11 protein-coding genes are annotated in these 14,111 nt (G+C 73.1%); 9 read left to right on the top strand and 2 right to left on the bottom strand.

All coding sequences use genetic code 11. The features are described 5' to 3' along the window. The first annotated feature begins 20 nt into the window (after nt 1-20). From ACFVU7_RS16070 to ACFVU7_RS16060, 3 genes are all read left to right on the top strand, one after another. Nucleotides 21-1,040 (top strand): alcohol dehydrogenase catalytic domain-containing protein, encoded by a 1,020-nt coding sequence (locus ACFVU7_RS16070; protein ID WP_388045501.1) that lies wholly within the window; start codon nt 21-23, stop codon nt 1,038-1,040. A gap of 430 nt (nt 1,041-1,470) precedes the next feature. Further along, complete coding sequence (locus ACFVU7_RS16065; RefSeq protein WP_181970774.1) at nt 1,471-3,399, top strand: CRTAC1 family protein; 1,929 nt, start codon at nt 1,471-1,473, stop codon at nt 3,397-3,399. Beyond that, the gene (locus ACFVU7_RS16060) at nt 3,396-4,409 is read left to right on the top strand and encodes an enediyne biosynthesis protein (protein ID WP_375872994.1); all 1,014 of its coding nucleotides are present in this window, start codon (nt 3,396-3,398) and stop codon (nt 4,407-4,409) included. The genes ACFVU7_RS16065 and ACFVU7_RS16060 overlap by 4 nt, the downstream gene beginning before the upstream one ends. Before the next feature lie 90 nt (nt 4,410-4,499). On the opposite strand, the gene ACFVU7_RS16055 is transcribed toward ACFVU7_RS16060, so the two are convergent. Then, nucleotides 4,500-5,231: a maleylpyruvate isomerase family mycothiol-dependent enzyme gene (locus tag ACFVU7_RS16055; RefSeq protein ID WP_387827675.1), complete on the bottom strand. Its 732-nt coding sequence runs from the start codon at nt 5,229-5,231 to the stop codon at nt 4,500-4,502. Between the two features lie 318 nt (nt 5,232-5,549). Between ACFVU7_RS16055 and ACFVU7_RS16050 the strand changes: the two genes are divergently transcribed. The 3 genes from ACFVU7_RS16050 to ACFVU7_RS16040 all read left to right on the top strand — a co-directional run bounded on the left by ACFVU7_RS16050 (nt 5,550) and on the right by ACFVU7_RS16040 (nt 9,011). Then, entirely contained in the window at nt 5,550-6,587 is a 1,038-nt protein-coding gene (locus tag ACFVU7_RS16050) for a DUF1702 family protein (RefSeq protein ID WP_387827673.1), read from the top strand. An 88-nt stretch (nt 6,588-6,675) separates the two neighbouring features. Continuing rightward, nucleotides 6,676-7,650, top strand: a complete 975-nt coding sequence (locus ACFVU7_RS16045) for a DUF1702 family protein (protein ID WP_380740991.1) — start codon at nt 6,676-6,678, stop codon at nt 7,648-7,650. A gap of 2 nt (nt 7,651-7,652) precedes the next feature. Continuing rightward, nucleotides 7,653-9,011: a cytochrome P450 gene (locus tag ACFVU7_RS16040; RefSeq protein ID WP_310593085.1), complete on the top strand. Its 1,359-nt coding sequence runs from the start codon at nt 7,653-7,655 to the stop codon at nt 9,009-9,011. A gap of 117 nt (nt 9,012-9,128) precedes the next feature. On the opposite strand, the gene ACFVU7_RS16035 is transcribed toward ACFVU7_RS16040, so the two are convergent. Further along, the gene (locus tag ACFVU7_RS16035) at nt 9,129-9,920 is read right to left on the bottom strand and encodes a helix-turn-helix transcriptional regulator (RefSeq protein ID WP_234348608.1); all 792 of its coding nucleotides are present in this window, start codon (nt 9,918-9,920) and stop codon (nt 9,129-9,131) included. A 578-nt stretch (nt 9,921-10,498) separates the two neighbouring features. On the opposite strand from ACFVU7_RS16035, the gene ACFVU7_RS16030 reads away from it, so the two are divergent. The 3 genes from ACFVU7_RS16030 (at nt 10,499) to ACFVU7_RS16020 (ending at nt 13,952) form a co-directional block, all read left to right on the top strand. Continuing rightward, nucleotides 10,499-11,029 carry a DUF5987 family protein gene (locus ACFVU7_RS16030; protein ID WP_234348609.1) on the top strand — a complete coding sequence of 177 codons (531 nt, stop codon included), beginning with the start codon at nt 10,499-10,501 and terminating at the stop codon, nt 11,027-11,029. Beyond that, nucleotides 11,026-12,681: an FAD-dependent oxidoreductase gene (locus ACFVU7_RS16025; protein WP_380740993.1), complete on the top strand. Its 1,656-nt coding sequence runs from the start codon at nt 11,026-11,028 to the stop codon at nt 12,679-12,681. Before ACFVU7_RS16030 ends, ACFVU7_RS16025 begins: the two co-directional genes overlap by 4 nt. Before the next feature lie 203 nt (nt 12,682-12,884). Next, nucleotides 12,885-13,952, top strand: coding sequence for a carboxymuconolactone decarboxylase family protein (locus ACFVU7_RS16020; protein WP_388045499.1), 1,068 nt, complete (start codon nt 12,885-12,887; stop codon nt 13,950-13,952). The last annotated feature ends 159 nt before the right edge of the window (nt 13,953-14,111 follow it).

Raw genomic sequence — 14,111 nt, 5'->3', positions numbered from 1 at the left:
CAGGAAAGGTGGTTCGGCCGATGTGGGCAGCCGTCGTACCCGAGGCCAAGGCGCGCTGGGAGCTTCGCGAGATCCCCACCCCGAGGCCCGGTCCCGGCCAGGTGCTGATCCGGGTCCACGCCTGCGGGGTCTGCCACAACGACCTGCTGGTCAGTCAGGGCGTGTTCCCCTTCCCGGCGTTCGCTCCGGTGGTGGTCGGGCACGAGGCCGCCGGGGAGGTCGTCGAGGTCGGCGCCGGGGTGACCGGCCGCCGGGTCGGCGACCGAGTCGGCGCCACCTGGGTGCAGGCGACCTGCGGCCGGTGCGCGTACTGCCGGCTCAACCTCCCGCTCTCCGGGCAGTCCGGGATGAACTGCCCGGAGGCCGTGATGAGCGGCCTCACCGTGCAAGGAGGACACGCGGAGTACGTCGCGGTGGCGGCCGCGAGCACCGTGCTGCTGCCGGACGCCGTCCCGTACGAGACCGCCGCCCCCGTGCTGTGCGCGGGCTACACCGCGTGGAGCGCGCTGCGCGCGGCCGATCCCGGACCGGGTGAACGGGTCGCGGTGCTCGGGATCGGCGGACTCGGCCACCTCGCCGTGCAGTTCGCCCGGGCCGGCGGCTTCGAGACCGTGGCCGTCACCAGCTCGCCGGACAAGCACCGGCTGGCCCGGACCCTGGGCGCGGACCACGTGGTCGCCGACGGTGAGGGGCTGCGGGCGATCGGCGGCGCCGACGTCGTCCTGGTGACCGGCACCTCCTACCGGGCCGCCGCCGGGGCCCTCCAGGGGCTGCGGCCGAACGGCCGGATGATGCTGGCCACCATCGACCCGGTCGAGCCCTTCGCCATCCCGCCGACCAGCCCGTTCTGGGCGCAGCGCCAGCAGGTGATCGGCGCCACCCACAACGGCCTCGACCGGCTCACCGAGGCCCTCGACCTGGTCGCCTCCGGGGCCGTCACGCCGCTGGTCGAGACCTTCCCCAAGGAGCGGGTCGCCGAGGCGCTGGACCGGGTCGAGCGGGGTGAGGCGCGCTTCCGCGCGGTCGTCACGTACGCCTGACCGGTGAACCGGTGAACCGGTGAACCGGTGAACCGGCGGACGGGGGAAGTCATTCCCCCCCCCGACTAACCGCCCTTGAGTTCTGGAAGCGCCCTCCCGCGGCACGCGCGCGGGAGGGCGCTTCGTCGTGCGGTCGCGGGCCGGCCGACGGTCCCGGCGGCGGCCGCAATTCCTCCCGCTGAGCAACGGGGAAGTAGCGATTCCGAGTGCTTTGCGTACATCCTCGTACAGTAGACCCGCGCGTGACGTGCCTATCGCCGGCGCATTTCGGGTCGTGAATTCCGTCATCCCGAACCTTCCTGCCAGCAGGGGGTTTTGGCCGCGTCCTGCACTCGACGCGGGCACGGGGTCGTATTCGATCCGTCGAGAGGGGAACCCGGTGGCGTACCGTGAACGAATCCGCAGACTGATTCCAGGCCTGGTGGTGATAATGGTGGCCACCTCGCTGTTCTTCGCCGTACGGACCTCGGTCGCGGCGGCCGGGGCGGAGGAGGTCGCGAAGCAGTACGGCTTCAAGGAACTGCCCATCGCGATGCCGCCCGGCTACGAGCAGCGGCCGATGCGGACGGTCCGGACCGTCAACCCGGCCTACCAGAAGATCCGTTCGTGGATCTCCTCGGTCGGGGCCAGCATCGCGATCAACGACCTGACCGGGCACGGCGTGGCCGACGGCATGTGCATCGTCGACACCAGGACCGACAGCGTGATCGTGACGTACACCCCGACCGCCCGGCCGGCCGACCGCTTCACGCCCTTCGTGCTGGACGGCAGGCCGCTGCCGATGGACGACACCATGGCGCCCACCGGCTGCACGCCCGGCGACTTCAACGGCGACGGCCGGATGGACCTGCTGGTGACGTACTGGGGCCGCACGCCGATCCTGTTCATGGCCAGGTCGGACGCCACGACCCCCGCCGCGGCCTCCTACGTGCCGCGCGAGCTGGTGCCCTCGGAGTCCCTGGACGGGAAGTACCACGGCCCGCGCTGGAACACCGACGCGGACTACGTCGGCGACATCGACGGCAGCGGGCGCCCGTCGATCGTGATCGGCAACTACTTCCCCGACTCCGACGTGCTCGACCCGAACGGGCTGAACAACGTCGTGATGAACGACTCGCTGTCCAGCGCCAAGAACGCCGGCGGCGACCACGTGCTGCGCTGGCAGCAGAGCACCTCGGGGACGGAGCCCACCGCGTCGTACGTGGAGGAGAAGGGCGCGATCCCCTACGACGCGTCGACCGGGTGGACGCTGGCCATCTCGGGCGCCGACCTGACCGGTGACGGACTGCCCGAGCTGTACATCGCCAACGACTTCGGACACGGGCACCTGCTCTACAACCGGTCCACGCCCGGGCACATCGAGTTCAGCGAGGCCAAGGGCGAGCGCACGCCGACCACGCCCAAGTCCTTCGTCCTCGGCAACGGCTCGTTCAAGGGCATGGGCGTCGACTTCGGCGACATCGGCCGCAACGGCGACTTCGACATGATGGTCAGCAACATCACCGTCGCCTGGGGCCTGGAGGAGAGCAACTTCCTCTGGATCAACAAGGCCAAGGACGAGGCCGACATGCGCCGCAAGCTCGCCGCCGGCATCGCCCCGTTCACCCAGGAGGCCCAGGAGCACGGCATGGCCTGGACCGGGTGGGGCTGGGACACCAAGATGGGCGACTTCCTCAACAGCGGCGACCTCGCGGTGCTCCAGGCCACCGGCTTCGTCAAGGGGAAGATCGACCGCTGGCCGTGGCTCCAGGAGATGGCCATGACCAACGACGACCTGCTGTCCAACCCCGCGATGTGGCCCAACGTCCAGCCCGGCGACGACATCGCCGGGGACGAGGCGATCGCCTTCTACGCCAAGACCCCCGACGGCCCGTACGTGAACATCAGCTCCCGGCTGGGCATCGCCGTGCCGACGCCGACCCGCGGCCTCGCCACCGGCGACACCACGGGCACCGGCCGGCTGGACTTCGCGGTGGCCCGCCAGTGGGGGCCGCCCGCCTTCTACGCCAACACCGCGCCGGCGCTGGGCAGTCAGCTGAACCTGCGGCTCTACCGACCGACCGGCGAGGGCGCCGCGGGCCAGGGCCTGGTGAACACCGGGGCGCCCGCGTACGACGCCACCGTGCGGGTCACCACCCCGACCGGCACCCAGATCTCCCGGCTCGACGGCGGGGGCGGCCACGGCGGCTTCCGCAGCTTCGACGTGCGCTTCGGCCTCGGCGCCCACCAGGGGCCGGTCACCGTCGACCTGAGGTGGCGGGACGCGGCCGGGGGACTGCACGAGAAGAGCGAGCAGCTCAGCCCCGGCACGCACACGCTCGTGCTGACCGACCAGGTCCAGGAGGTCCCGAACCGATGAGCGCGAGCGTGCAACCCCGAGCCGGCGGCGCCCCGGCGGCCGCACCGGCCGCCCCCGCGAAGCCGAAGGACCCGCGGTACCTCGCCCTGCGGAACTTCGCCCTCTCGATCAGCGTGTTCAACATCTTCGGCTACACCCTGCTCGGCTTCGAGCAGCCCTGGCTGTGGCCGTTCGTCGCGGTGTTCACCGCCTACGCCTGCGAGATCGGCTTCGAGCTGATCAGCGCCTGGGCCCAGCGCCGCGCCCCCCGCTTCCGCGGGAACGGGTTCCGCGGCGTGTACGAGTTCCTGCTGCCGGCCCACATCACGGCGCTCGCGGTCAACATGCTGACCTACGGCAACAACCAGCTGCTGCCGATCGTCTTCGGCGTGGTCATCGGCGTCGGCGGCAAGCACGCCCTGCAGGCACCGATCGCCGGCCGGATGCGGCACTTCATGAACCCGTCCAACTTCGGGATCACGATGTCGCTGGTGTGCTTCGGCTCGTGGTTCAGCATCGCGCCGCCCTACGAGTTCACGGAGAACGCGAACACCTTCTTCCGGGTGATGATCCCGCTGATCATCGCCACGGCCGGAACCGTGATCAACGCGCTGCTCACCAAGCGGACCCCGCTGATCGTCGGCTGGCTCGGCGCGTTCGCCATCCAGGCGTTCCTCCGGCACTGGATCTGGGACGTCGCGCTGTTCTCCGCGCTCGGCCCGATGACCGGTGTCGCCTTCGTGCTGTTCACCAACTACATGATCAGCGACCCGGGCACGACGCCGGTGAAGGGCCGGGCCCAGTTCGTGTTCGGCAGCTCGGTCGCCTTCGTGTACGCGATCCTGATGGTGTTCAACGTCGTCTACACCCTGTTCTTCGCCACCACGCTGGTCTGCGCCCTGCGCGGGCTCGGGTGGTGGGTCGTGCACCTGCGCCAGCGCTCCCGGCGGGCGGACGCCGCCGCCGGGGCGTCCGGCGGCGGAACGGCCGTCCAGCCGCAGCAGAGCCAGGTCGGGGCGGCCGTGGCGTGAGGCCGCACCACGACCGCCAGGTGACACCGTGACCCCTCCGTGGCGCCGCCCGCGCGGGCGGCGCCACGGAGCCGTTCCGCGGTCCGGGCGCTACCGCGCGGCGACGGCGGCCTCCACGGGCCGCTCCGGCGGCCGGAACGGCCCCCAGGTGAACGCGGGCAGCCAGGCGTCCGGCGCGGTGCTCCAGGCCAGTCCGGAGACCTGCCCGACCGTCCGCCGGCCGGTGAGCGACCGGAGCAGGTCGTGGCGGTGCCCCTGGAGGACGGCGGCCGGCTCGCCGTCACCGGCCTGCCACTCGGCGCCCGCCGTCCGGATGCGCAGCGCCGGAAGCCCATGGGAGCGCACCGAGTTGGCGAAGCCCCGGACGACCAGGTCCAGGGCCGAGGGGTACGACGGCTGGTCCGCGACCACCGGCGCCCGGAGCGCGCCGCGCAGGTCGAGCTCGTGGGTGAACGCGTCCATCATCATCATGGTGTGCCGCAGCTGCGGCGTGTCCGAGAGCACCCGCTCCACCGGGCCGTCCAGCCGCGACCACTCCTCGAGCAGGCCGGCCAGGCCGGTGCCGGACTCGGCGTGCGGCACCTCCCACAGGTTGCCGGGCACGTCGGCGGCCACCGTCCGGCAGACCTCGACCAGGTGGCCGAGCAGGTCCAGGACGGTCCACCCGGGACAGGCGGGGACCGGGACGCCGGCCGCCCCGAGCCGGGCGGCGAGCAGCAGTTCGGTGATGTTCCGCCGGGACCGGCGGTAGGCCACGCAGTCGGGCGCCCGGTCCCAGAGCGGCTCGGGCGGGGCCTCGTCCTGCTGGTGACGCGTGTTCATGCGCGCACTCCTTCGATGGGACGGCCTGGACGGGGAACGGACCCGACGGCGCCGGGGATCAGCTCCCGCACGGCCCCATTCCACCGCGCCGCCGGGGATTTCGACAACACGGTCCGCGGCACCCCCGGGCGCGGTTTCCGAGGCCTTTCGACGGCTTGGCCGAGGAAACCTCAGGTGGGGAAAGGCCGCTTCGTGAAAGGGAGTTCGGGTAGCGACGGTCATCCGGCCGAAAAGAACGCAACCGCGGAGATGCGGCCGCCCCCGCCGCCCCCGGAGCATGGAGGGGCCGTCATTCAGGACGCTGGGCTGGGAGGGATCGTGCCGACGACCTTCGGATCACTGCGCCGACTGGTGCTGACACCGTCACTGGCCTCGGTGGCCTTCGCGGGGCGGGGCTTCCCGGTGACCCCCACGGCCGCCACCGAACGCCTGGAGGCGGTGCCCCAGGCGGTGGTCTGCGGTTTCGAGTGGGGCATCGACGCCCGCAACCAGTGGGAGGTCGAGCGCCGGCTGCGCCTGGTCGACCCGGAGCAGCGCGGATTCGCCTACGAGGGCGCCACGATGGCCTTCACCGTCCTGGACGCGACGGGCCGGGGCAGCCGCACCCGCGACCTGCTGGCCGGGCCGGGGCAGCCGCACATCTTCCTGGCGTACATCGGCATCGGCTTCGCCATGGCGCGCCTGCCGCGGCCGCTGTGGCGCAAGGTGCTGCCGGACCTGGCCGGGACGCCGTACCACCCGACGATGAGCTGGCTGGCGGTCGACGGGTACGGCTTCGACCTCGCCTACTTCGGCACCCGGCGCTGGGTGGACGAGCAGCGCGAGGTGAAGCCGTACCCCTGGCAGGGCGCGCCGGAGTACTTCCGGCGGGCCGTCGACCAGGGCATCGGACGGGCGCTGTGGTTCATCCACGGCGGGGTGCCGGAGCAGGTGGCCGTCGCGGTGCGGAGGTTCCGCGCCGACCGGCGGGCCGACCTGTGGAGCGGGGTGGGACTGGCCGCGACCTTCGCCGGCGGCGCCACGGCGGACGGCCTGGCCGTCCTGCGCGGGGAGGCGGGGGAGCACCGGGCGGAGCTCGCCCAGGGGTCGGTGTTCGCCGCGAAGGCGCGCGCGTACGCGGGCTTCGTGCCCGCGCACTGCGAGGCCGCCGCCACGGCCCTGACCGGCCTGTCGGTCGACGGGGCCGCGAAGCTGGCCGACGACTGCGCGGTGGACGAGCCCGCCGCGGCCGGCCGTGCCCCGGGCGCCGCCGGACCGCCGGCGTACGAGCTGTGGCGGGCCAACGTGCGGACGCACTTCCGTGCCGCCGGGCAGCCGGACCGGCCCCGGCCGCCCGCGGCGGCCCCCGCGAACTGAGCAGGTGCGGAGAAGCCCCGCCGGAGCCGGCCGGGCACCATCCGCGTGGCAGCGCACCGACGTGAGGAAGACCTGAGAGGAGAATGGCGTGCCCAGTGCATGGCGAACGCTCCGACGACGCGTTCTCACCCCGAGCACCTCGGAGACCCTACTGGAGAAGCGCGGCTTCCACCGGAAGTCACCGGACGCCCAGCACCTGCTGGAGTCGGTCGGCGGGCGGTTCCTGGAGGGCTACGCGTACGCGATGGAGGCCCGGGACCCGGCGGCGGCGGAGCTCCGCCTGGAGGGCGTTCCGGCCCCGTTCCGCGGCTTCGCCTACGAGGGCGCCGGCATGGGCTTCGCCGTGCTCGACGGGCTGCCGCTGTCCGGCCGCGGCTCGGTGGGGCGCTTCCTCGCCGGGCGGGGCGCGGACCACGTCTACATGGTCTATGTCGGGATCGGCTGGGCGATGGCCCGGCTGCCGAGGTTCCGCTGGCCGGACGTCGACGGGCTCGACCCGCTGCTGCGCTGGCTCGTGCTCGACGGGTACGGCTTCCACCAGGCGTACTTCCGTACCGCCCGGTACGTCCACGAGCAGTACCGCGAGCCGGCCTTCCCCTGGCCGGCCGGTGACACGCCGTCGTACGCCGGCCGCGCGATCGACCAGGGCATCGGCCGGGCCCTGTGGTTCGTCGGCGGCACCGACGCGGACCTGGTCGCGACCATGATCGAGAAGTTCCCGGAGTCCCGGTGGTCCGACCTCTACAGCGGGGCCGGACTGGCGGCCACCTACGCCGGGGGCGCGGACGAGGCGGAGCTGCGGGCGTTCCGGGACCGGGCCGGACCGCACCGGGCCATCGTCGCGCAGGGCAGCGCGTTCGCGGCCGAGGCCCGGCTGCGGGCCGGTCTGCTGGTCCCGCACACGGAACTGGCGACCCGGGTCCTCTGCGGCATGGGACCGGAGGAGGCGGCCAGGGTCACCCGGGACGTCCGGCCGGCCGGGCCGGTGCCGGGCGCGCTGCCCGCGTACGAGGTGTGGCGCCGGGCCGTCGCCGACCGCCTGGCGAACGACGGGGGGTGCTAGCCGTGCCCGCGACCCGCCGGGTGCCGCCCGGCCCGCCGCGCCGGGCCGCTCCGGTCCTGCTGCGCAGGCTGGTGGGGGACCGGCTGGAGCTGATGCGCTCCGCCGCGCGGGAGTACGGCGACGCGGTCCGGATCTCCATCGGCCCCAAGACGCTCTACTTCTTCAACCACCCCGAGCACGCCAAGCACGTGCTCGCGGACAACGCGGCCAACTACCACAAGGGAATCGGCCTGGTGCAGGCCCGACGCGCCCTCGGCAACGGCCTGTTGACAAGCGAGGGCGAGCTCTGGCGCAAGCAGCGCCGGCAGATCCAGCCCGCCTTCCAGCACAAGCGGATCGCCCGGCAGGCCGGGGTCGTCGCGGAGGAGGCGGTCAAGCTGGTCGGCCGGCTGCGGGCGCACGAGGGCGGCGGGCCCGTCGACGTGGTCCACGAGGTGACGGCGCTCACCCTCGGGGTGCTCGGCCGCACGTTGCTGGACGTCGACCTCGGCGCCTTCGAGGCGGTCGGCCACGACTTCGAGGCCGTGCAGGACCAGGCGATGTTCGACATGGTCACCATGGGCGCGGTGCCCGCCTGGGTGCCGCTCGCCAAGCAGCTGCGCTTCCGGCGGGCCCGGCAGGACCTGCAGCGGGTGGTCGACCGGCTGGTCGCGGACCGGACCGCCCGCGACGGCGGGCGGAGCACGGGCGACGACGCGCTGTCCCGGCTGATCACGGCCACCGCGGAGGAGCCCGACCCGCGGGTCGGCCGGCAGCGGATGCGCGACGAACTGGTCACCCTGCTGCTCGCCGGCCACGAGACCACGGCGAGCACCCTCGGCTGGACCTTCCACCTGATCGACCGGCACCCCGAGGTGCGGGAGCGGCTGCACGCCGAGGCCGTCGAGGTGCTCGGCGACCGGCTGCCCGAGTTCGAGGACCTGCACCGCCTCCGGTACACCTCCAGGGTGGTGGACGAGGTCATGCGGCTCTACCCGCCGGTGTGGATCCTCCCGCGGCAGGCGCAGGCGGACGACGAGGTGGGCGGCTACCACGTGCCGGCCGGCGCCGACGTCCTGATCTGCCCGTACACGCTGCACCGCCACCCCCGCTTCTGGGACGCGCCCGAGCAGTTCGACCCGGAGCGCTTCGACCCGGACCGGGCCACGGACCGGCCGCGCTACGCCTACATCCCGTTCGGGGCGGGGCCGCGCTTCTGCGTCGGCAACCACCTCGGGCTGCTGGAGGCCGTCTTCACGATCGCCGTGGTGGCCCGGGACCTCCGGCTGGTCAAGGTGCCCGGCCACCGGGTGACGCCCGAGCCGATGCTGTCGCTGCGGGTGGCGGGCGGCCTGCCGATGACCGTGCACCCGGCCGGCTGAGGCACACCCTCCGTCGCGGCCCGGATCCCCCCGCAGAGGACCTCCGCGGGGGGATCCGGGCCGTAAGGACTTCGCCGTCCGTCGGGTCTTCACCGTCCTGTCGGGGCGGGCGGCGGCTCAGGCGCTGTCGGCCCGGGGGGCCTCGGCGACCTGGGACAGCTCGTTGAACGCCGTCGACCGTACGTCCAGCAGCGCCAGCAGGACCGGTGGGTCCAGGGCCCGGATCGGGCGCAGCCGCAGTTCCATCGGCAGCAGCGGCACGTCCGGCCGCACCTCGATCGGTCCGACCGATCCCACCGAGACCTCGCCGTCGCCGGTCAGCACCTCGTCGAAGGAGACGGGGACGGAGTGCGCCAGCAGGTACCAGGTGCCGCTCGGCACCCGGTCGAGCAGGAAGGCCCCGGGGCGGGGGAGGACGCAACAGGCGGCCGGCCGTCCCTCCGGGATCCGGGTCGGGAAGAGTCCGACGAACACCCGGCCGAGGTCCCCCGCGACCGAGGCCCGGATCTCGCCCCGGAACGTCGAGAGTTCCGCGCCGCGGCCCCGGCCGTGTAAGTCGACCTCGATCCGGGGAGTGAAGCCCCGGAGCTGACGGAACATCGTGGGGGAGGCGCCGACGCTGCTGGTGAACCGGGAGCTGAACGTGCCGACGCTGTTGTACCCGACTCGGTGGCTGATCTCCGTCACGGTGAACGTCGTCTCGATGAGGAGGCGTTTCGCGGTCTCCAGGCGTATGGCGGAGAGGAATCGCCGTGGCGAGACCCCGGTCATCCGTTGGAACTCACGGGAGAAATGGAATTTGCTGTACATGGCCGCCTGCGCCATATCGTCTATGGTCAGCAGCTCGCCGATGTTCTCGTGCATGGTCTCGATGGCCCGGGTCACGGCTTGCTCGATGGCAGATTTCATGATCGACTCCAGGTTCTCTGCTGTACATGCGAATGAACAGAAATTCCGCCCGTGCGATGGTCGGGTACGAAAGTCGCGGCCGTGGTTTCCGGGCCGGCGGTCAGAGAGGCCATGGCATGCGAAGGCGTCCCCCGCCGGAAAGGGGAGGACGAAAGGGGGCCGCCGCCATAACGAGAGACGACGTTATCAGTTGGTGCATGACAAGTGCAATGGCGCGTTGGCACATTCCGTTGGCATGTCTGAAAGTTGGGATGCCGGGGGGGTTCGTATGTTTGAACCCGATTGTCAAGGGCGATTGCCGGAACGGGCGGGATCGGGTGCGCACCACTGCCGACCCGCGGTGGGGGATGGTGCGCTCACGGGTCAACGCCGCCGCGCGGCCGCCGGGTTGAGGCCGCCGAAGCCGATCAACGCTCCTCAGCAACGCAGGAGATGCGGAGGTGGAGGTATTGCCCGGACGATGCCAAAGTCGCGTATGCGAATCGGGGTCGGCCGGTGCGTCGGGCCCGTTTTTTCGACGACCACCTGAGGAGATGCCGGTGGGCTCGCGTATCCCAGATCAGCAGGATTACCGCACCATGACGCTCGAGGCGTTCGCGGACACGATCGTCCCGGGGGAGAAGCGCTCCCCCGACGACCGGGCCGTGGCTGGCGCCTCGACCGGAGGCGGCGCGGTGCAGGCAGGCGCCATCGAACTGCTGGAGACGCCCGCGACCGGGCTCTCGAACGCCCTGGACGACTACGAGCAGGCGCTCAACCGCCACGCCCGCGCCTACGCGGAGGAGCACGGCCTGCCGCTCGACGACGCGGTGCCGCCGTTCGTCGCCCTTCCGTTCGCGGACCGCACCGGCCTGGTGCGGACGCTGACCGGCCCGGACCACCCGGAGCGCGAACTGTGGGTCCTGCTGGCGCTGTTCAGCAACATGGCCTACGACACCGCCGCCCACCTGCACACCGCGGACGCGATCGCGGCGGGCCACCCCGGTCTCACGGCGATGGGGTTCATGGACCCGGACGCCGATGGCCTGTGGCGGTTCTCCGACTTCTCGTACCGGCGGCAGCTGGCCGAACCCCACCCGGGCACCACGTCCACAGGGAGCCCCGCATGACGAGCACCGAGAGCACCGACGTCCTGATCGTCGGCAGCGGCTTCGGCGGCGCCATCGCCGCCTACCACCTGGCGGCCGGCGGCGCGCGGGTCACCGTGCTGGAGCGCGGCCCGTGGCTGGAGGCGCCCGACTTCGAGCACGACTTCCTGCTCGGGTCCTCGTACACCCGCATCTTCGACTTCGTGGTCGGCGACGGCATGAGCCTGCTCGGCGGGAACTGCGTCGGGGGCGGCAGCGTGGTGTACTTCGCCGCGATGCCGCGCGCGCCCCGGTTCGCCTTCGAGCGCCGCGGCGGCATCGGCCGCCGGATGTGGCCGGCGGCCATCACCAGGGACACCCTCGACCCCTGGTACGACCGGGTGGCCGAGGCGCTGCCGATCACCCAGCAGGACTGGAACGACGTCACCTACGCGGGCGGCCTGTTCGCCGCCGCCTGCGACCACGCGGGGCGCACCGCCAACCCCGTCCCGGCCGCCATCGACCGGGCGAAGTGCACCAACTGCAACTGGATGATGTCCGGTTGCCGCTTCGACGCGAAGCGGTCGCTGCTGCTGAACTACCTGCCCGCCGCGCTCGCGCACGGGGCCGAGATCCGGCCGTTGCACGAGGTGCAGCGGCTCTCCCGGACGGACGGCGGCGGCTACCGGGTGCACTACGAGGTCGTTGACGACACGGACTACCGGGTGCACGTCGGCAGCGGCACGATCGACGCGAAGATCGTCGTGCTCGCGGCCGGCGCCGGCGCCACCCCGGTGATCCTCCAGCGCTCCGAGGCGGACCTCGGCACGATGCCCTCCGCCGTCGGCCGCTACTTCTCCGGCAACGGGGAGCGCCTCAACACGGCCGTCGTCGACGAGGACCGGGCCCGCGACCTGCTCGGGCTCAAGCGCTCCGACGGCCTGGCGTTCGGGGCCAACCAGATCGGCAAGGGGCCGGTCGTGGCGAGCTGGGACAACCTCGACGGCTCGCTCCCGGAGCACTCGCGGTTCTCCCTGGAACAGCTCTACTTCCCGCCCGGGTTCGGCACCATCCTGGCGCAGGTGCCCGACGCGACCGGCCCCGGCTGGTTCGGCGTGGAGAAGAAGGAGATGGTCCGGCGGTGGCAGTCCTGGCTGACCGTCTTCACCATGGTCGAGGACGACAACGAGGGCGTCTTCGGCCCGCCGCCGGCCACCGGCAACGCGGACCGGATCTCCCAGCAGATGCTCGGGCGCGGACCGATCAGGTACCGGCCGACCGAGAACACCCTGCGCGGCTGGGCCGAGTCGGACGCCGTGGTGAAGGACATCCTGGAGCGCGACGGCCTGGCCCGCGTCATGCCGTGGACCAACGACCTGGTGGGCGCGTACACCGTGCACCCGCTGGCGTCCTGCCGGATCGGCGACGACCCGGGGACCTCGGCGCTCGACGACCGGCACGAACTCCGCGACCACCCGGGCATCTTCGTCACCGACGGCTCCGCCGTCCCGGGAGCGCTCACCGTCAACCCCGCGCTGACCATCTCCGCGCTCGCCGAACGCGCGGTCCCCGGCATCGTGCGCGCAGCGCGGGAGCGCGGCGTGAACGTCCGGTACGGCGCGCCCTCGCCGGACGGCGGGACCAGCGGACGGCGCGGGGTGCGGACGCAACTGCCCGGCCTGACGCGGCCTTAGGGCGTGTCTGACCATTGGCGTCGGATCAGGGCGCGGCGTTGGGGTGCGTGCATCGCAAGGCGGAGGAGGGAGCCACTGCGGAGCATTGGCGACCGACGACAACGCGGCGAGGTGCGTGCCCCGGCGTCGCGCACCCGGCGGGAATTGTCAGACACGTCCCAAGTGCGCCACGGCGACAGATCGAGCCAGAGAGGAGGAGACCGATGGTGATACCGCTGCTGCGGCCGGCCCTGCGGCCGCTGGCGCAGATCCGCCGGGTCGCCCCGGTCCGCCCGGCCGACGCGGGGGAGGAGGTGGCCCGGGTCTACGCCGAGGTCGAGCGGGAGTTCGGCCTGCTCGCACCGCCGATCGGCCTGCACGCGCCCTCGCCGGCGGTGCTCGCCGCCTCGTGGGTGATGCTCCGGGAGACCCTGCTCGCCGCCGGGCGGGTCGACCGGGCGCTCAAGGAGGCGGTGGCCGTCGCCGTGTCGGAGGCCAACGCCTGCCCGTTCTGCACGGAGGTGCACGGCGCGACGCTGGCCGCGCTGCGGCCCGGACCGGGGGCGTCCGCCGGGGCCAGGGCGGCGGCGGGGAGGGACCGGGAGGTGGCCGACTGGCTCCGGGAGACCGGGGACGGCGCGGGCGGCCGGGGTGCGCGACCGCCGTTCCCCGCGGACCGGGTGCCCGAACTGGTCGGCGTGGCGGTCACCTTCCACTACCTGAACCGCATGGTCAACCTGTTCCTGGAGGAGAGCCCGCTCCCGGCCGGCCTCCCGGCGCCCGCGCGGTCGGCGGCGACGGCCGTGCTCGGCCGGCTGATGCGCCGCAGCGCGCGCGGCACCCCGCCCGCCGGGGCCTCGCTGGACCTGCTGCCCTCCGCGCCGCTGCCGGCGGACCTGCGGTGGGCGGCGGGCACCCCGAGCATCGCCGGCGCGTTCGCGCGGGCCGCCGCCGCGATCGACGAGGCGGGGGCCCGCTCGGTGCCGGACGGCGTCCGGCGGCTGGTGACGTCCGGACTCGCCGGGTGGGACGGCGGGCCGCCCGGGACCGGCCGCGCCTGGGTCGAGGACGAGGTGTCGGCCCTGCCCGAGGAGCAGCGCCCGGCGGGCCGGCTGGCGCTGCTGGTCGCCAAGGCCTCGTACCGGGTCGACGACGGTCTCGTCGCCGAGTTCCGGCGCGGCCGGCCCGGTGACGCCGCGCTGGTCGAGCTCGCCTCCTGGGCCGCCCTGGCGGCGGCCCGGGAGCTGGGCGCCAGGCTGGGGGAGCGCGCTCTGACGGGCGGTCACGGCTGACACCGAAGCCGCCCGCGGCACTCCGGACGCACCGAGGCCCCCGCCCCGCGGCGGGGGCCCCGGTGCGTTCACGGCCGTCGGCTCCGGTGCGCCGCGCGGAATATCACGGCGTTATGGAATGCGAACGCGGGGAAATAACGCCGTTATTGAAAGAACGCG

The organism is Kitasatospora sp. NPDC058046, assembly GCF_042885595.1.
Lineage (GTDB): Bacteria > Actinomycetota > Actinomycetes > Streptomycetales > Streptomycetaceae > Kitasatospora.
Note: the sequence above shows the minus strand (reverse complement) of the source record. Positions and strands in the feature narration are given on the sequence as shown.